A 17,924-nucleotide genomic window follows, 5' to 3' on the forward strand; every position below is an offset into this window, starting at 1 on the left:
TCCGGGCATGCTCCGTCAGCTGCCATAGCCGACGATGCCCTTGATCTCGAGGAAGTCGTGGATGCCCCAGTCCGCATATTCGCGGCCATTGCCTGATTGCTTGTAGCCACCGAACGGAGCCATCGTGTCCCAGTCGGGATAGTTGAGATAGACTGAACCCGCCCGCATCCGCGCGGCCACCCGCCGCGCATGGGCAAGATCGCCCGACTGAACATAGGCGGCGAGGCCGTAGACCGTGTCATTGGCGATTTCGATTGCCTGCTCCTCGGTCTCATAAGGCAGGATCGACAGCACCGGCCCGAAAATCTCTTCCCGCGCGATCGTCATGTCGGGCGTGACATGGCCGAAAATCGTCGGGCGGATGTAGTAGCCGCGATTGAGATTTTCTGGCCGGCCCGGCCCGCCGGTGACGAGCAGCGCGCCCTCTTCGATGCCGGTTTCGATCAGTCGCTGGATCTTGTTGAACTGAACCTCGCTGACGACGGGCCCGAGAACCGTTCCTTCCGCCTGCGGATCGCCGACGGTATGGGCTTCGGCCGCTTCGCGGGCAATTAGCAGTGCCTCGTCATGCCATTCGGCCGGCACCAGCATGCGGGTCGGTGCATCACAGGATTGGCCGGAATTGCCGAAGCAGCCCTCGACGCCCTTGCGTACGGCGGTTTCCAGATCGGCATCGGGCAGGATGATATTGGCCGACTTGCCGCCCAGTTCCTGCGCCACGCGCTTGACCGTGTCGGCCGCCGTCTTCGCCACGATGATGCCGGCACGCGTCGAGCCGGTGAACGATACCATGTCGACATCCGGATGCCCGGCCATGACCTGGCCGACCTCGGGACCCCGTCCCTGCACCAGATTGAACACGCCCTTCGGTGTCCCGGCGGCTTCCATGACCTCGGCGAAGATGACACCGGAGATCGGCGCAATCTCCGATGGCTTCAGCACCACAGTGCAGCCGGCAGCAATCGCGGGCGCGACCTTGCAGACGATCTGGTTGAGCGGCCAGTTCCACGGCGTGATCAGCGCACAGACGCCGATCGGCTCGCGGACGATCATGGTCGAACCACGCAGTTCCGAAAACTGGAACTCCTCAAAGGCAGCGATGGTCGATTCCAGATGCGCGCGCCCGGCCCAGGCCTGAGCATCACGGGCAAAGCCGATCGGTGCGCCCATTTCGCGGCTTACCGCCTGGGCGATATCCTCGTAACGCTCGTTATAGATCTCGAGGATCCGCTTGAGCAGCGCCAGCCGCTCGGCATGCTCGGTCACGGAGAATGTTGCGAAGGCTGCTTTCGCGGCGGCAACCGCCCGGTCGACATCCCCCTTGCTGCCCATCGAGATCTGCGTAAAGGGGTCCTCGGTCGAGGGATCGATGACGTCCAGCAGCGCCGGCACCATCGGGTCTACCCATGCGCCGTCGATAAAGAATTTCAGATGGTTGGACATCGAGCCTCCAGGGCGGACAAAAGAACTGATGGGTCACTATTGGTGATGCGGATGCGGACTGCAAGCAAGGCTGCGTTGCAGCCAGACCTATCCCCAACCATGCTTGCATTTCAGCGTTCCAGACTGTCCAGCAAACGGTACCAGGCCACATGAGCCGCGACACCGATCCGTCGGAAACGATGAAACGGGATCGGGCGAAGCGGCGTGACGGGGAGCGGCAGCACCCGCGCATCGCCGGACGCAGCATAGGCGGCAAGGTTTGGGCCGAGCGCTGTCATCAAGCCGATCCCGCGTCCCTGACAGCCCGCGACCATCAACAGCCCCGGAGCCGGTTCGTGCAGATGCGGCAGATAGTCCGGCGTTATGGCGACCCGACCGAACCAGCGATGGGTTACCGCCACGTCCCGAAGCGCCGGAAATAGCCGCAGCATCGCCCGCTCCAGATGCGCCCAATCCTCCTTGGACCGCGGCTCGCGCATCGGTCCACGTCCGCCCACGATGAGCCGGCCATCCGGGCTGCGCCTGTAATAGACGAGGATCCGCCGGCTGTCGGACACCGGTTGTCCACCCGGCAGCACCTGATCCAGCAGGGTACTTGGCAAGGGGGCGGTGGCGATCTGAAAGGAATGCAGCCAGACCAGGCTTTCCGCAAGGCCCGGAATAAGAGCGCCCGAATAGGCATTCGTCGCGACCAACACCTTCTTGGCGAGAAGCGTTCGCCCGCTATCGGTGGAGGCTACCCACAAAGACCCGCGCCGCTGCAGATCAGTCACCGCCTCGTTGAGCAACAGGCCGGCGCCGGATCGCGTGGCAAGTCGTGCGAGTTCGAAAATCAGAGCAAGCGGATTGACCGCGCCCGCCCGCCGATCCAGCCACCCGCCGCGGTAGCCCTGTGCCCCGATCAGGAGTGCGATTTCCGCCTCGTTGAGCAGCCTTACATCGGCGCCCCGCATTCGCCATTGCCGGTTTCGCCGAACCGCCGCCTGGAGCGCGCTCTCCGTATGGGCCGCAAGGATCCAGCCGTTCCGCTGGTGCTCGACATCAAGCCCTTCGGTGCGGATCAAATCGAAGACGGAATCGGCCGTGCCAGCGGAAAAATCAGCGAGCCTTTGCCCCGCCTCCTCGCCCAGCAACTGGCGGAGGCTTTCTGGATCATGCTTGAGACCTGGGATCACCTGACCGCCGTTGACGCCGGAGGCACCTTCCCCGAGCCCCCGCGCCTCGATCACCTGAACCTTCAGCCCCAGTCGTGCCGCATGATAGGCCGCAGACAACCCCTGATAGCCGCCACCGACCACGAGCAGGTCCACCTGGCCATCGATAAACCCGAGCGTCGGCGTGCCGGCAGGGCGGCGCCACACGGGCAAACCCGGCAAGGAAGGGAACATGCAGAAAACCTGAAAAGAACGAAAGAATGGACTGATTTTGACGATCGCTACTGAGAAATCCACTAACGTCCGGCTGTAAAAATTAATCTATAGTCAAAATATTCTATAATTCCAACGTATAATCTTCACTCTACTAATTAAGCAGCCGTAGAAACAGGTTGGTCCGGCAGTTTCCAGTCGATGGGAAGCAGGCCGTTGGCTTCAAGATAGGCATTTGCTTTCGAGAAATGACGGCACCCGAAGAAACCGTTATGGGCCGACAGCGGCGACGGATGCGCCGCCTTCAACACCAGGTGCCGGTTGGTATCGACGAAGGCCGCCTTTTTCTGCGCATAGGAGCCCCACAGCAGGAAGACGACGTTTTCGCAGTCGTCATTCACCCGGCGGATGACCTGATCGGTAAAGTGCTCCCAGCCCCGACCCTGGTGAGATGCAGCCCGCGCCTCCTCCACGGTCAAAACACTGTTGAGCAGGAGCACGCCCTGCTTTGCCCAGTGTTCGAGAAAACCATGCCGCGCCGGGGCGATGCCCAGATCGCTCTGCAATTCCTTATAGATGTTGACGAGCGAAGGCGGGATGCGCACGCCCGGCTGCACACTGAAGCATAGACCATGGGCCTGACCCGCACCGTGATAGGGATCCTGGCCAAGGATGACCACATTGACCTGATCAAGCGGCGTGAGATCGAGTGCGCGAAAATACTCCGACCCCTTGGGAAAGATGTGCTTGCCGGCCGCCTTTTCCGCTCTCAGAAAATCCTTCAGCTCCCGCATATAGGGCTTCTTGAACTCATCCCCGAGAGCCGCTTTCCAGCTGTCTTCGAGATTCACCTCTGCGGCCATCGTCTTCTTCCCTTTACCTGCCTTGCAACAAAAGGATAAAGTGCTGCTAGGGGCGGATGTCAACGTGACGGCAGTTCACGCGACGCTGGCGATCAGTGACACACTGCTTTCGCCGAACTGTCACACTCGGATGTTATCGGTGGCCACCGTTTCCGAGGATGCGCCATGACACTGCTGATCTGGTTTGCCGCGACCGCCCTTGTCGTCCAGCTGGGCAGTGTTGCCCTGGCACTCCTTTGGAGACAGCGCAACCGCATAAGCAGCGACCATCTGGCCACGCGGCCACCGGTGACACTGCTGCGACCCATCTGCGGTGAGGAGAACAATCTCGAACGCTGCCTTGCCTCCTCCTTCACGCTCGACTGGCCCACCTACGAGATCATCTTTTGCGTGGCCGAGCAAGGCGATCCAGCCGCCGCAACCGCCCGCCGTCTGATCGAAGCGCATCCCCGGGTTCCCGCCCGTCTGCTCGTTGGCGAAGACCGCATGAGTGTCAATCCGAAGATGAACAATCTCGTCAAAGGCTGGCGCTCGGCCAGGCATGACTGGATCGTGCTCGCCGACAGCAATGTTCTGATGCCGCCGGACCATTTTACCCGAACGTTGTCCCGCTGGGATGAGGAAACTGGCCTCGTCTGCTCGCCGCCCGTCGGGACCGAGCCGGAAGGCTTTGGTGCGATGGTCGAGAGCGTCTGGCTGAACAGTTTTCAGGCGCGTTGGCAGCTCCTCGCCGATAGCGTCGGCTTCGGCTTTGCCCAGGGTAAGTCGATGCTCTTCAACCGCCACCTGATGAGTGAGATGGGCGGATTCGAGCGCCTCGGCGAGGAGGTCGCTGAAGATGCGGCTGCGACCTTGCTCGTCCGCAATGCTGGCCTCAACGTTCGCCTGGTGACCCTGCCGTTCGAACAACCGCTTGGCCGGCGCGACTTGTCCGCCGTCTGGAAGCGGCAGTTGCGCTGGGCGCGCCTGCGTCGCGCCTCCTTCCCACTGTATTTCTTGCCGGAAATCGCGACCGGTGCCGCCCTGCCGGCCTCCGCCGTGATCGCTCTGTCGATCGCGGGCGCTCTGCCCGTCTTGGCATTGCCGGTCTATCTCGCCGTCTGGTATGGCGCCGAAGCCTTGCTCTGCCGGGCCTATCGCTGGCCGATCGGCCGGCGCGCCCTGCCTGCCATGCTGCTGCGCGACCTCGCGCTTCCAGCACTCTTCGTCGCCGCCTGGTTCGGCAACGGTTTCGTCTGGCGCGGCAATGCCATGACAGTCGCTGAGGACCGCCCGCCCCTGCCGGGTCGTCTCCGCACAGCGGTCCGCCGCACCACCGACAAGGCCCGCGCCTTCGTCACCACCCGCACCTCCTGACACCAGACAAAAAGCCGGGCGATCGTAGCCACGAAAGGCTACGACCGCCCGCAGGGAGGTTCGGGTAATGTCGGGATGGATCAGATCGTGCCCTGGCCCATCTGCTCGGCGATGTAATCTGCCTGACGGATCGCCAGCGTCACGATGGTGAGCGTCGGGTTCTCCGCTGCCCCCGTGGTGAACTGGCTGCCATCGGACACGAACAGGTTCTGGATGTCGTGTGTCTGGCCGTGCTTGTTGACCACGCCGTCCTGCGCCTTCTCGCTCATGCGGTTGGTGCCGAGATTGTGGGTCGACGGATAGGGCGGCGTCGGGAAGGCCCGGTGCGCACCGACCGCCTCGTAAAGGGCGACACCCTGCTTATAGGCATGGTTGCGCATGGCAACGTCGTTCGGATGATCGGTGAACCAGACATCCGGGATCGGCATGCCGTATTTGTCCTTGAGCTCGCCATGCAACTTCACCGCATTCTGTTCCTGCGGCATGTCTTCCCCGACGATCCAGAGACCGGCCATGTTCGCGTAGTTGTCGAGCGCCGAGGTGAACGAACGACCCCAACCGCCCGGATCGAGGAAGGCCGCCATGAAGGGAAGGCCCAGCGACAGCGTCTCGAATTCATAGCCACCGACAAAGCCGCGTGACGGATCGTGGCGTGCCTCGTCGCGGATGATGCCGGCCATGGTCGTGCCGCGATACATATGCACCGGCTTGTCGAAGACGGCATAGACCGAGCCGGTCGTGTGGCGCATGTAGTTCTTGCCGACTTGACCGGAAGAATTGGCGAGACCATCCGGGAACTTCGACGAGGCTGAGTTCAAAAGCAGGCGGGGGCTTTCGATCGAATTGCCGGCGACGCAGATGATGCGGGCCTTCTGGCTCTGCAGCTTGCCGTCCTTGTCGGCATAGACGACGGCCGTCACCTTGCCCGACGCGTCATGCTCGATCTTGACGACATGCGAATTTGGCCGCACCTCCAGCTTGCCGGTCGCCTCACCCTTCGGGATTTCCGTATAGAGCGTCGACCACTTCGCACCCCATTTGCAGCCCTGGAAACAGAACCCGGTCTGTTGACAGCTCATCCGGTCGTCGCGATCGGCGGAGTTGATCGCCATGTTGCCGGTGTGACATTCCTTGTAACCCAGCTTGTCGGCACCAGCCTTCAACACCTTGAAATTGTTGTTGCCGGGCAGGCCTTCAATGCCATTGGTCCGGGTAACCCCCATCTTGTCCTCAGCCTTGGCATAATATGGCTCGAGATCGGCAAGCGTGATCGGCCAGTCGAGAAGGTTGGCGCCTTCCACCTTGCCGTAATGGGTCAGCGTCTTGAATTCGTGCTCCTGGAAACGGAGCGACGCGCCGGCCCAGTGGGTGGTCGTGCCGCCGACGGCTTTCACGATCCAGGCCGGCAGGTTGGGAAAATCCTTCGCCACCCGCCAGCCGCCGCCGGTCGTGCGATGATCGAGCCAGGCGAGCTGGGCGAAACTGTCCCACTCGTCGTTGATGAAGTCTTCGTGCTCGATGCGGGCACCGGCTTCGAGCACGACGACGTCGATGCCCTTCTGGGCAAGTTCGTTGGCAAGCGTGCCGCCGCCTGCACCGGAACCGATGATGACGACCACGCTGTCGTCGTTGAGATCATAGGGCGCTGCCATGTTTTCCTCCCGGGAAATCGGTCAATTTGGGTAAGCGCCGCCGTTCCCATCTGTGATGGGCCTCCTTCCGGCGACGATGAATGCGTGTCTGGGGTAGCTCAGAGCCAGGTGATGTCGTTGAACCCGCGCTCGATATAGCCGCCCTTGGAATAGGACTCGCCCTCGTAGCCGAAGATCGGCCAGATCTCCTTCTGGTTATAGAGGCTGACCACGAGATCGCCGCGCACCGCCTGGAAGAAGGGGGTCGTCTCGATGTCGCGCAGGATCGCCACGCGGTCGTCTTCCCAGCCGAGGCCGCGATAACCGCCGGCACCGGCGCGCTTGTCGAGATCGGCAATACCGTCCTCGATCAGCGTCTTGTGCTTTTCATCTTTGCCGGCCATCGTGTCCTGGCCTTTGACGGCCGCAGCATAGAACCGGTCGGCGAGCTGGTCATGCGGATAGATGTCGCGCGCCATCTTGATCAGCGTCGCCAGCGTCTCCGGCTTCAGCGCCGTAGCTTCGAGCCCCCAGGCCTGCTCGGGACAGATCACCGCGGTCCCCGTGATCATCAGCACGGCACTCGCCGCGCCGGTCTTCAGAAGCTGCCGGCGTGATATGCCGCCGGTCGTGTCGAGTATTGTAACCACGTCATTCTCCTCCCATGAGATGATGCGCAACGGCTTGTCTGCCGTCTGCGGAGGCAGGCGCGAAACCGCGCCCACCGGCTGCGAGACAAAGAAGGCCGGGGCTCCTCTTCCCCGGCCATCCGATCATTTGTACCGACCGTGCCGCTGCAGGACCTCGATCTTGTAGCCATCGGGATCGGTGATGAAGAAGAAGCGGGCGAGCAGCGCACCGTCGCGGTTGAACTCGACGATCTTGTTGGGGTTCAAGCCGAGATCGGTCAGCCGCTTGTGCTCGGCGTCGAGATCCGAAACGCTTAAGGCCAGATGGCCATAGCCATTACCGAGGTCATAAGCCTCCTCACGGCCCTTGTTGACCGTCAGCTCCAGCTCGAATTCGCTCTCCGAATTGCTGAGATAGATCAGGGTGAAGGTTTCGAAATCGAGACGTTCCGCGATCTCCAGCCCGAAGGCCTTCGTGTAGAAGGCGAGTGAGCGCTCCTCCTCCAGGACGCGGATCATCGAGTGGATCATTTTCGCCAATGGGCTCTCCTCGCAGGCTGGCAACTGTCATGGTGAGAGATTGCCGCGATTTGTCCGAAGGTGGGTAGCAGCCCATTACCGCAGCCCGTTTTTTCCTCGGCGTCGACGGGATTGTTGCCAGTTTGGCCACGCAGTTTAGCGAAGAGCGAAATTGACCCCGGCTACGCGCCGCCACATAATGGGAAAAAACAGAAGACTGATCGTACACCAACTTGGGGAGGTGCATGCCATGTGTGAAGTCTTTGCAGGACAGGACCCGGCCCGCTACCGCGCGGTCAACCGTTCCGTCCGGATCGGTGGCCATTCCACCAGCATTCAGCTGGAAGCGGCCTTTTGGGTGCTGATCGACGAGATCGCCGCGAGCCAGAACTTTTCGACATCCCGCTTTCTCTCGACGCTTTACGATGAAGCGCTCGAGATCAACGGCTCGGTCTCCAACTTCGCGTCCCTGCTGCGGACGAGCTGTCTCATCCACCTGATGAGCAAGGCCCAGCATCCGGGCGAACGCCAGGAGTTTCACATTATCGCAGCCGAGTGACGGTAAACAAAAAGCACGGCCCGACTGATGCCGGGCCGCGCTTCTGCTCCATCGCCGTCTTGGGTCGGCGCGGACGTGTTACTCCGCCGCCTGCAGCACGGACTGCGCCCGGGGTGAGTCGACCTCTTCCAGCACCTTGCCGCCGAGTGCGGCGTGAAACAGGGTCTCGTCGAGTTCCCCTTCCCAGCGCGCGACGACCACGGTCGCGACCGCATTGCCGATGAAATTGGTGATGGCGCGGCATTCCGACATGAACCGGTCGATGCCGAGAATGAGCGCCATGCCGGCGATTGGCACCGACGGCACGACCGAAAGCGTGGCGGCCAGCGTGATGAAGCCGGCGCCGGTGATGCCGGCAGCCCCCTTCGAGCTCAGCATGGCGACCGCGAGCAGCAGGATCTGCTGACCGAGCGACAGATGGATGTCCGTCGCCTGGGCGATGAACAGCGCTGCCAGCGTCATGTAGATATTGGTGCCGTCGAGATTGAAGGAATAGCCGGTCGGGATGACCAGACCGACGACCGAACGCTTGCAGCCGGCCTTCTCCATCTTGCTCATCAGACCCGGCAGGGCGGCTTCCGAAGACGATGTGCCGAGAACGAGAAGCAACTCTTCCTTGATGTAGCGGATCAGCGACAGGATCGAGAAGCCGTTGTAGCGGGCAACGGCACCGAGAACCACGATAATGAACAGGAAGGACGTGAGATAGAAGGTTCCGATCAGGAAGGCGAGATTGGTGACCGAGCCGATGCCATACTTGCCGATGGTGAAGGCCATGGCGCCAAAGGCGCCGATCGGAGCGGCCTTCATCAGGATGGAGACCAGCTTGAACACCGGTGCAATGACCGCCTGGAGGAAGTCGGTGACCGGTTTGCCGCGCTCGCCGACGAGCGCCAGCGAAATGCCGAACAGCACCGAAAAGAACAGCACCTGCAGGATGTCGCCATCGGCAAAGGCACCGACAATGGTGGTCGGGATGATGTTCATCAGGAAGCCGACGACGGTCGAGTCATGCGCCTTTTCGGTATATGTCGCGACGGCCTTGGCATCGAGCGACGCCGGATCAATATGCATGCCCGAGCCCGGCTGCACGACATTGGCGACGATAAGGCCGATGATCAGCGCGAGCGTCGAGAAGGTCAGGAAGTAGAGCATTGCCTTGCCGGCGACGCGGCCGACCTTCTTCATGTCGGTCATGCCGGCAATGCCGGTGGCAACCGTCAGGAAGATGACCGGCGCGATGATCATCTTGACGAGCTTGATGAAGGCGTCGCCGAGCGGCTTCAACTGCGCGCCGATCTCCGGGTAGAAATGGCCGAGCAGGATGCCGGCGGCAATGGCCGCGAGAACCTGGACATAGAGATGCTTGTAGAAGGGCTGCCGCCCCTGGGGCGCGTGCCCTGCGGTATCGATCTGCATGATTTCCTCCATCGTCGCCCTGACGGAACGAGTTCCGTCCTCCCGGGCCGTTGCTGCACGTGAATGGCAGCCGAGTGCCGCCTGACGTTCTAGGTCAGCAAGGGGCGTGCCAACTTTGAGGAAACGTCGCAAAGGTTTGTTTTCATTATGTTCTGGATCGAGGCCGGCTTCAGAAGTCCGTCAAAAAGTGCGAAACTCCGCACGACACTCTTGGCAAGGAGTGCGAAAAACCGCACAATAGCATGACAACAATCACCGAGCCGGCCATGCCCTTGAAATCCCCCTATCCCCGGCTGTCCCGCCGCTGGCCTGCCTTCGTGGTGATCTCGGTCGGCCTCCTCTGGGCGGGCCTGTTTGTCAGCGAGGAAACCTTCAAACGTTCGGCCATCGTCGGCGTGGTCGAGGAAACGGAAGCAGATGCCGAGCTTAAACGGGCGCTGCTTCTCGCCGTGCTCGACCGCTCCCGCAGTCTGCCGCTGGTGCTGGCGGGCGATCCGGATCTTGCCCGAACGCTTGTGAGCCAGCAGCCTGCGGATCTGACCCGGCTGAACCGCAAACTGCAGAGCCTTGCCGAGGAGACCCGCGCCTCCGCCATCTACGTCATCCGGCTCGACGGCACGGCGATCGCGGCCAGCAACTGGAACCAGCCGGACAGCTTCGTTGGGAGCAATTACGGCTTTCGCGACTATTTCAGCGGTGCTTTGGCAGAAGGCAGCGCCGAGCAATACGCGCTCGGCAGCGTCAGCCGCAGGCCTGGCCTCTATCTCTCCCGACGCGTTTCCGGTGAGGGTGGCAAAGCCTTGGGCGTCGTCGTGGTAAAGGTCGAGTTCGGCGAACTGGAAGAAAGCTGGCGCCGCTCCGGCAAACTTACCTTCGTCACCGACAGCCATGGAATCGTGCTGATTACCAGCCAGAATGCCTGGCGCTTTCTGACCATCGCTGACATTCCACCGAAAGAGTTGAGCAAGATCCGAGACAGCCTGCAATTCGGCGAGGCGCCGCTCACCCCCATCCCCATCTGGTCCCTGTTCGACCTCGCCGGATACAAGATGGTGGCCACGGACGTCGGCGGCGGCCTGCCCAGCGAGCCCCATTATGCGACCACCATGGCGGTGCCCGGCACCCCCTGGACCCTTCATGTCCTGGCCCCCGCTGTGGCGGCACTCGATGCCGGCATCTGGGAAGGCCGGCTCATCGCCGTCACCATCGGCGTGCCGCTGATTGCCGCTGCCGCATGGCTGGTTTATCTGAGCGGCCGGGCGTCCCGTCGCCGTGCCGCAGAACAGGCCGCTCGCGCAGAACTCGAACGACAGGTTGGCCGCCGCACCATCGAATTGACCGACGCGCGCGACAGGCTGCAGGCGGAAATTGCCGAACACCACGCGACAAACGCCCGGCTGCAGAGCGTCCAGCAGGATCTCGTCCAAGCCAACCGACTGGCGATCCTGGGGCAGGTGGCAGCAGGCGTCGCCCACGAGATCAACCAGCCGGTTGCCACCATTCGAGCTTATGCGGACAATGCACGCGCTTTTCTTGATCGCGGCGACACAACGACCGCAGGCCAGAACCTCGGCCTCATCGCCGACCTCACCGACCGCATCGGCACCATCACCAGCCAGTTGCGCGGCCTTGCCCGAAAGGGACGACTGGCGGCAGAGCCAGTCAACCTGAAAGCGGCCGTGGAAGGCGCGCTGTTCCTGCTGCGCAGCCGTTTTTCCGGCAGCATGGACATGCTGATCGTCGGCCCGATCCCGGACGATCTCACCGTCACCGGCCAGCGGGTGCGCCTCGAACAGGTGTTGATCAACCTCCTGCAAAATGCCCTCGAAGCGCTCGAAGGGCGCGACGGCGCCAGGATCGAGGTGCAGGTGGTGCGCGTCGATCAGGCGGACGTGGTGATCGCCGTGAGCGACAATGGTCCAGGCATTCCGGCCGCCATCCGCGACAACCTGTTCATCCCCTTCAACACCTCCAAAGACAGCGGCCTCGGCCTCGGGCTGGTCATTGCACGCGACATTGTCACCGAATATGGCGGCACGATCATCGCCGAAAGCTCTGCTGCCGGCACGACCTTTACCGTAACCTTGAAAAGAGCTGAGCCTTGACCGCAGGCATCGAGATCATCCTGGTCGACGACGACACGGATCTGCGCCGCGCCACGCGCCAGACGCTGGAACTTGCAGGTTATGCGGTGCGGGATTTTGCCGGCGCGCAGCAAGCGCTTGCCGAACTGGCAGGGGAAAGTGAAGCGGTAGTCATTAGCGATATCCGCATGGTCGGCATGGACGGGCTCGAACTCTTCGCCCGCATCCATGCACTCGACCCCGACCTGCCCGTGCTGCTGATCACCGGTCATGGCGACGTCGACATGGCGGTGAAAGCGCTGCAGGACGGTGCCTATGATTTTATCCCGAAACCCTTCCCCGCTGATCGTCTCGTGCAGAGCGTGGCGCGGGCCGCCGAAAAGCGCCGGCTGGTGCTGGAAAACCGGCTTCTGCGCGAGGCCGCCTCAGCGACGCCCGAGGATCTGCCGCTGATCGGCCAGACCCCGGCCATGGAGCATCTGCGCCAGACACTCCGGCAGATCGCTGACACCGATGTCGATGTGCTGATTGCCGGCGAGACCGGCAGCGGCAAGGAAGTGGTGGCAACCCTCCTGCATCGCTGGAGCCGCCGCACCAAAGGCAACTTCGTCGCCCTCAATTGCGGCGCATTACCGGACACCGTGATCGAAAGCGAACTCTTCGGTCACGAACCAGGCGCCTTCACCGGCGCCCAGAAGAAGCGCATCGGCCGGATCGAACATTCGAGCGGCGGTACGCTGTTTCTCGACGAGATCGAGAGCATGCCGCTTTCGACCCAGGTGAAGATGCTGCGGGTTCTGGAAATGCGCGAGGTCTCCCCGCTCGGCACCAACGAGATCCGGCCCGTCGACCTGCGCGTCGTTGCCGCCGCCAAGGTGGATCTCGGCGATTCTGAAGCGCGTGGCACCTTCCGCGAGGACCTCTATTATCGCCTGAACGTGGTGACGATCTCGATCCCGCCGCTGCGCGAGCGCCGGGCCGATATCCCGCTGCTGTTTGCCCATTTTGCCGCCCGGGCCGCCCAGCGTTTCCGCCGTGATCTGCCGCAGATGACGGCCGGCGTGAGCCGCCACCTCGACACCCATGCCTTTCCCGGCAATGTCCGCGAGCTCGCTCATTTCGCCGAACGCGTGGTTCTGGGCCTGACCCAGACGCCCCCGCAAAACATGCCGGCGTCACCCCCCGGTCTCAGCCTGCCCGAACGCATGGAGGAGCACGAGGCGACCCTGATCCGCGAGACGCTGCGCCAGACCCGAGGCGATGTGCGCGAAACGATCGAAGCTCTCGGGATTCCGCGCAAGACTTTCTATGACAAGCTGCAACGCCACGGCATCAACCGGGCGGACTATCAGTAACCGGTAGAGCCCGACGACGCGCCGCCCTTCGACGCCGCCTGCGGATTGCGCATCTCGGCCGCCATGGTTGCGGCAGCCTTGCCAAGCAGGCCCGTATCCGTCCCATTGGCCATGAAGCGCACGCCGGCGCGCCGCGCGAGCGCGATCATCTCCGGGTCTCCGGTCATGATGCCCGCCGGCTTGCCCGCAGCCTTGATCTTGCCGATCAGCGCCTCGACCGTCTCCATCACCTCCGGCACCGTCACCTTGCCGCGATACCCGATGTCGGCAGCCAGATCCGCCGGACCGATCAGCACGGCATCGACCCCGTCGGTGGCGAGGATCGCCTCGGCATTTTGCACCCCGAGACGGCTTTCGATCTGGGCGATCAGGCAGACCTGATCATTGGCCGTTTCGGCGTAATCGGTGATCCGGCCAAAGTTTGAGGCGCGCCCGAGGCTCGCCCCCATGCCTCTGATACCGTCGGGCGGATAGCGCAGCGCCTTGGCCAGAAGCTCCGCCTGCGCCGCCGTCTCGACCATCGGGATCATCAGCGTCTGCGCCCCGATATCGAGCGCCTGCTTGATCAGCCAAGGTTCGCCGACCGGCAGCCTGACGACCGGATGGGCGGGATGACGGGTGACGGCGGCAAGCTGGGCTGCGATGAGCGGAATGTCGTTCGGCCCATGCTCGGCATCGATCAGGATCCAGTCGAAGCCGGCTCCGGCGCAGATTTCCGCCGAATGGGGATTGGCGAGCGCCACCCAGAGCCCGGTCAGCAGATCACCGCCGGATTGGAGGGCGGCCTTGAAGGAATTGACGGGCGCGGGCATGGGCAGTCTCCTGGATTTTTGCTGCAATGTGCTGCACCGGCAGCGTGGCCGACGCGGTCTCGGCTGGTCCCCCGAGAGCTAGCCCCGGAAGGCCGAACCCCGCAAGCCTCAATTCGCGAACGCCGGTACGGCACCAACCTTAGGGCCGGCAGATTGAACCCGACACCTGCCCCGTGATACGGGGACGGCCGATTGCACGAGAGGACGTTTTTGCCATGCTGCCCTGGATCCAGCTCGACACGGCCAAGATACCCGGCGGCGGCGAATTACGCCTGAAGCAACGCGGTACGGAATTCTCCATCATGCTCGGCACCAACGAGCTGATGAACAGCCGGCTCAGCGGCTCGGAAGAGGCGCTCGCCACCCTCGCCTTCGAGCGGATCGCTGATCATAAGCGCCCGCATATCCTGATCGGCGGCCTCGGCATGGGTTTTACGCTGCGCGCAGCCCTTGCCGTCCTGCCTCAGGACGCCAAGGTGACCGTCGCCGAACTGGTGCCCGCCGTCGTCGACTGGGCGCGCGGCCCGATGGCGGAGATTTATCAGGGCAGCCTCGACGACCCGCGCGTGACCATCCATGTCGGCGATGTCGGCGCCTTGATCGCCAAATCCAGGGGCCAGTTCGACGCCATCCTGCTCGATGTCGACAACGGCCCCGACGGCCTGACGCGCGAAGAGAACGACGACCTCTATGCCTATGACGGGATTCGCAAATCGAAGAACGCCCTCACCCGCGGCGGCGTGCTCGGCGTCTGGTCCTCCGGTCCCGACCCGCGCTTCACCCAGCGCCTCAAGGGGTGCGGCTATGTGGTTGAAGAGATTCCGGTCAGGGCCGGCCGGACCGGTCGCGGCAAGAAGCATGTGATCTGGATGGCGAAGGCCTGAGGTTAGCGTTCTTTTAGACAGCAAGTCCCCTCCCCAACCCCTCCCCACAAGGGTGAGGGGCTTTGCGCCGCATCCCGCCTTGAGGTGGAGCAAGAAACATCACCGGATAATCTCCCCATTCGCGGGAAAACGATTTGCCACCGGAGTTGCCCCTTGACTGGCCCCTCGGACGGCCGCCTATCTCCTTAACAAGCGAAGTGAATAATCGCAGATGCTGTCGCCAATTCGAACGACACGAACCGCCAATTGGTGGCAAAGAGGTGAATTGGAGGCGCAGACGGCAGGGCTGGGTTAAGCCCTCCGCCTTGTGGGGAGGGTTTGGGAGGGGACTTGCTTCTCGCCTACCCCCACAACCCACGCGGCGGCACCGACATCACCGCCCCGTCATAGGCAATCGAAGGCTCCCTATCCCGCGCCAAGAGCAGCGGCCCGTCGAGATCGACAAACGCCGCTCCTTGGCCCACCAGAAAAGCCGGTGCCATGGCAAGCGAGGAGCCGACCATGCAGCCGATCATGATCTGAAAACCCGCTTCCACAGCCGCATCGCGCATGAGAAGCGCTTCGGTTAGCCCGCCAGTCTTGTCGAGCTTGATGTTAACAGCATCATACTTGCCCTTGAGGCTCGCCAGCGATGCCGTGTCGTGGCAGCTTTCGTCGGCACAGACAGGCAGGACCCGATCCAGACCGAGAAGCGCCTCGTCATTACCCGCCGGAAACGGCTGCTCGACAAGCTTCACCCCGAGATCGAGGAAAACAGGCGCCAGTGCCTTGTATTGATCGAGGCTCCAGCCCTCATTGGCATCGACGATGATGGCGGCGTTCGGCGCACCCGCCCTGACGGCCCGAATGCGCTCGACATCCCCCTCGCCGCCGAGCTTGACCTTGAGGAGCGGTCGGTGCGCCTCCTTCTCCGCCGCCGCACGCATGCTCTCGGGCGTGCCGAGCGACAGCGTATAGGTGACCGACAGCGGCTTCGGCTCCGGCAACTTCGCAAGTTGCCAGACCGGCTTACCAGCGCGCTTGGCCTCCAGATCCCAGAAGGCGCAGTCCAGCGCATTGCGCGCCGCACCCGGCTTCAGCCGGGTCTGCAGGCCCACCCGATCCAGACCGTCAGCCACCTCCGGAACCAGCGCCGAAAGCACCTGGACGACACTCTCCACCGTCTCGCCGTAACGCGCATAGGGCACGCATTCGCCCTGCCCGACAAACACGCCATCCGTCAGCCGCACCGTCACCACCTTCGCCTCAGTCTTAGAGCCGCGCGAGATGGTAAAGGTGCCGGCGATCGGAAAGCTCTCGGGCGTGACGGTCATCTGGATCGGCATGGCAGGACCTCCGGTGGCGGGGAAAAGGGCAAGTGGCGCCCCGAATCGCCGCTCTTGCATGAACAAGCAATCCTTTCTATATCCGTCAACAATCAGACCGGCAGCGGCCGAGGGCGAAAAGGCCCTGTGAGTTCGGCCAAAATCCCGCAAGTGGGATCATCAACGGTCGCATGAAGCACAGAGACGAAGCCCGTGAACACGCTGGATTTTGACAAGAGACCGGAAGATACGCGCGTTGTCGTCGCCATGTCGGGCGGCGTGGATAGCTCCGTCGTCGCCGGCATCCTGAAGCGCGAGGGTTATGACGTCCTCGGCATCACGCTGCAGCTTTACGACCATGGCGCCGCCGTCCATCGCGCCGGCTCCTGCTGCGCCGGCCAGGACATCGACGATGCCCGCCGCGTCTGCGAAACGCTCGGCATTCCCCATTACGTGCTCGACTACGAACAGCGCTTCCGCGACACCGTGATCAACCCGTTCATGGAAAGTTATGTCGCCGGCGAAACGCCGATCCCCTGTGTCGCCTGCAACCAGACGGTCAAGTTCGCCGATCTCTTGGCGACGGCGAAGGAACTCGGCGCCGATGCGCTGGCGACCGGCCATTACATCCGCTCGAAGTCCGTGCCGCTGCCCAATGACCCCGGCCACCGCGCCCTCTTCCGCCCGATCGACAGCGAGCGCGACCAGAGCTATTTCCTCTTTGCCACCACGCAGGAGCAGATCGACTATCTGCGCTTCCCGCTCGGTGCCATGTCGAAGGCGGAAACGCGCAAGCTCGCCGAAGACATGGGCCTCGTCGTTGCCCAGAAGGCCGACAGCCAGGACATCTGTTTCGTGCCGCAGGGAAAATATGCCGACGTCATCAACAAGCTGAAGCCGAATGCGGCTCTGGCCGGTGAGATCGTGCATCTCGATGGACGCGTACTCGGCAATCACGAAGGCATACTGCATTACACCATCGGCCAGAGGAAGGGATTGGGCGTCGCCACGGGCGAACCGCTCTATGTCATCTATCTCGATGCCCGCTCGCGCCGCGTCATCGTCGGCCCGAAGGAAGCGCTGGAAACCCACCGCGTCTATCTGCGCGACATCAACTGGCTGGGCGACCGCACGCTGGCGGAAGATGCAGCCGACGGCATGCCCTGCTTCGCCAAGGTGCGCTCCACCCGCCCGCCGACACCGGCCGTGCTGCATGCCGACGAAAAGGGTGTTTATATCGATCTCGAAATCGGCGAAGCCGGTGTCGCCCCGGGCCAGGCCTGCGTGCTTTATTCGGCAACCGGTGCCGACGCCCGCGTCTATGGCGGCGGTTTCATCGAGCGGTCCGAACGCTCCGGCACGGCGGAAGCCTCGCTGAAGGCGCTTCTGGCAAGCCCGGTGGCGGCCTGAGCAGGGGGACGTCTGCTGCAGTGGAAAGCACAATCCTTTTTGCTTTCAACGCGCTTGACTTTGATCGGACCCTCGCCTTATAAGCCGCCCATCGCTTCGGACGGCGACGGCTTCAAGGCCCGAATGTTCGATGTGTGGCGGGGTAGCTCAGGTGGTTAGAGCGTGGGATTCATAACCCCAAGGTCGGCGGTTCAAGTCCGCCCCCCGCTACCAAAACTCCAATTTTGACAGACTAGTTTTTGATGGCGTTTGCATGGGCAGTGTCTCCACTGGCGCGAACAGTTCGCAA

The 17,924-nt window shown here is 62.8% G+C and carries 15 protein-coding genes and 1 tRNA gene; 7 read left to right on the plus strand and 9 right to left on the minus strand.

Annotated features, from left to right (window positions below; genetic code table 11):
• Positions 1-15 precede the first annotated feature (15 nt).
• From FJQ55_RS14140 to ung, 3 genes are all read right to left on the minus strand, one after another.
• Positions 16-1,443: an aldehyde dehydrogenase family protein gene (locus FJQ55_RS14140; protein WP_140828821.1), complete on the minus strand. Its 1,428-nt coding sequence runs from the start codon at positions 1,441-1,443 to the stop codon at positions 16-18.
• A 110-nt stretch (positions 1,444-1,553) separates the two neighbouring features.
• Positions 1,554-2,831, minus strand: a complete 1,278-nt coding sequence (locus FJQ55_RS14145) for an NAD(P)/FAD-dependent oxidoreductase (protein WP_140828823.1) — start codon at positions 2,829-2,831, stop codon at positions 1,554-1,556.
• Positions 2,832-2,968: 137 nt separating this feature from the next.
• A complete protein-coding gene (ung, locus tag FJQ55_RS14150; RefSeq protein ID WP_140828825.1) occupies positions 2,969-3,673 on the minus strand; it encodes a uracil-DNA glycosylase in 705 nt (234 codons plus the stop codon).
• Positions 3,674-3,838: 165 nt separating this feature from the next.
• On the opposite strand from ung, the gene FJQ55_RS14155 reads away from it, so the two are divergent.
• Entirely contained in the window at positions 3,839-5,029 is a 1,191-nt protein-coding gene (locus FJQ55_RS14155) for a ceramide glucosyltransferase (RefSeq protein ID WP_140828826.1), read from the plus strand.
• An 80-nt stretch (positions 5,030-5,109) separates the two neighbouring features.
• Here the strand turns inward: FJQ55_RS14155 and FJQ55_RS14160 are convergent, their stop codons facing one another.
• The 3 genes from FJQ55_RS14160 to FJQ55_RS14170 form a co-directional block, all read right to left on the minus strand.
• Positions 5,110-6,681, minus strand: coding sequence for a GMC family oxidoreductase (locus tag FJQ55_RS14160; protein ID WP_140828828.1), 1,572 nt, complete (start codon positions 6,679-6,681; stop codon positions 5,110-5,112).
• Between the two features lie 98 nt (positions 6,682-6,779).
• Positions 6,780-7,310: a gluconate 2-dehydrogenase subunit 3 family protein gene (locus tag FJQ55_RS14165; protein ID WP_140828830.1), complete on the minus strand. Its 531-nt coding sequence runs from the start codon at positions 7,308-7,310 to the stop codon at positions 6,780-6,782.
• A gap of 123 nt (positions 7,311-7,433) precedes the next feature.
• Positions 7,434-7,829: a VOC family protein gene (locus FJQ55_RS14170; protein WP_140828832.1), complete on the minus strand. Its 396-nt coding sequence runs from the start codon at positions 7,827-7,829 to the stop codon at positions 7,434-7,436.
• Between the two features lie 229 nt (positions 7,830-8,058).
• Between FJQ55_RS14170 and FJQ55_RS14175 the strand changes: the two genes are divergently transcribed.
• On the plus strand, positions 8,059-8,367 hold the full coding sequence (locus tag FJQ55_RS14175; protein ID WP_140828834.1) for a ribbon-helix-helix domain-containing protein: 309 nt from the start codon (positions 8,059-8,061) through the stop codon (positions 8,365-8,367).
• A 78-nt stretch (positions 8,368-8,445) separates the two neighbouring features.
• On the opposite strand, the gene FJQ55_RS14180 is transcribed toward FJQ55_RS14175, so the two are convergent.
• The gene (locus FJQ55_RS14180; protein WP_140828835.1) at positions 8,446-9,786 is read right to left on the minus strand and encodes a dicarboxylate/amino acid:cation symporter; all 1,341 of its coding nucleotides are present in this window, start codon (positions 9,784-9,786) and stop codon (positions 8,446-8,448) included.
• Positions 9,787-10,028: 242 nt separating this feature from the next.
• Between FJQ55_RS14180 and FJQ55_RS14185 the strand changes: the two genes are divergently transcribed.
• Both FJQ55_RS14185 and FJQ55_RS14190 read left to right on the plus strand, forming a co-directional pair.
• Positions 10,029-11,891, plus strand: coding sequence for a sensor histidine kinase (locus FJQ55_RS14185; protein ID WP_167507708.1), 1,863 nt, complete (start codon positions 10,029-10,031; stop codon positions 11,889-11,891).
• A complete protein-coding gene (locus FJQ55_RS14190) occupies positions 11,888-13,225 on the plus strand; it encodes a sigma-54-dependent transcriptional regulator (RefSeq protein WP_140828837.1) in 1,338 nt (445 codons plus the stop codon). The genes FJQ55_RS14185 and FJQ55_RS14190 overlap by 4 nt, the downstream gene beginning before the upstream one ends.
• On the opposite strand, the gene FJQ55_RS14195 is transcribed toward FJQ55_RS14190, so the two are convergent.
• Positions 13,219-14,037: an HpcH/HpaI aldolase family protein gene (locus tag FJQ55_RS14195; protein ID WP_140828839.1), complete on the minus strand. Its 819-nt coding sequence runs from the start codon at positions 14,035-14,037 to the stop codon at positions 13,219-13,221. The two genes, FJQ55_RS14190 and FJQ55_RS14195, sit on opposite strands and share 7 nt — an antisense overlap.
• Before the next feature lie 215 nt (positions 14,038-14,252).
• On the opposite strand from FJQ55_RS14195, the gene FJQ55_RS14200 reads away from it, so the two are divergent.
• Positions 14,253-14,921 carry a spermine/spermidine synthase domain-containing protein gene (locus tag FJQ55_RS14200; RefSeq protein WP_140828840.1) on the plus strand — a complete coding sequence of 223 codons (669 nt, stop codon included), beginning with the start codon at positions 14,253-14,255 and terminating at the stop codon, positions 14,919-14,921.
• A gap of 341 nt (positions 14,922-15,262) precedes the next feature.
• Here FJQ55_RS14200 and dgcA read toward each other — a convergent pair whose 3' ends face one another.
• Positions 15,263-16,246: an N-acetyl-D-Glu racemase DgcA gene (dgcA, locus tag FJQ55_RS14205; protein ID WP_208758198.1), complete on the minus strand. Its 984-nt coding sequence runs from the start codon at positions 16,244-16,246 to the stop codon at positions 15,263-15,265.
• 192 nt (positions 16,247-16,438) lie between these two features.
• Between dgcA and mnmA the strand changes: the two genes are divergently transcribed.
• On the plus strand, positions 16,439-17,635 hold the full coding sequence (gene mnmA, locus FJQ55_RS14210; RefSeq protein WP_140828842.1) for a tRNA 2-thiouridine(34) synthase MnmA: 1,197 nt from the start codon (positions 16,439-16,441) through the stop codon (positions 17,633-17,635).
• A gap of 136 nt (positions 17,636-17,771) precedes the next feature.
• Positions 17,772-17,848: transfer RNA gene (locus FJQ55_RS14215), tRNA-Met, on the plus strand.
• Positions 17,849-17,924 lie beyond the last annotated feature (76 nt).

The sequence above is a fragment of the Rhizobium glycinendophyticum genome, assembly GCF_006443685.1.
Lineage (GTDB): Bacteria > Pseudomonadota > Alphaproteobacteria > Rhizobiales > Rhizobiaceae > Allorhizobium > Allorhizobium glycinendophyticum.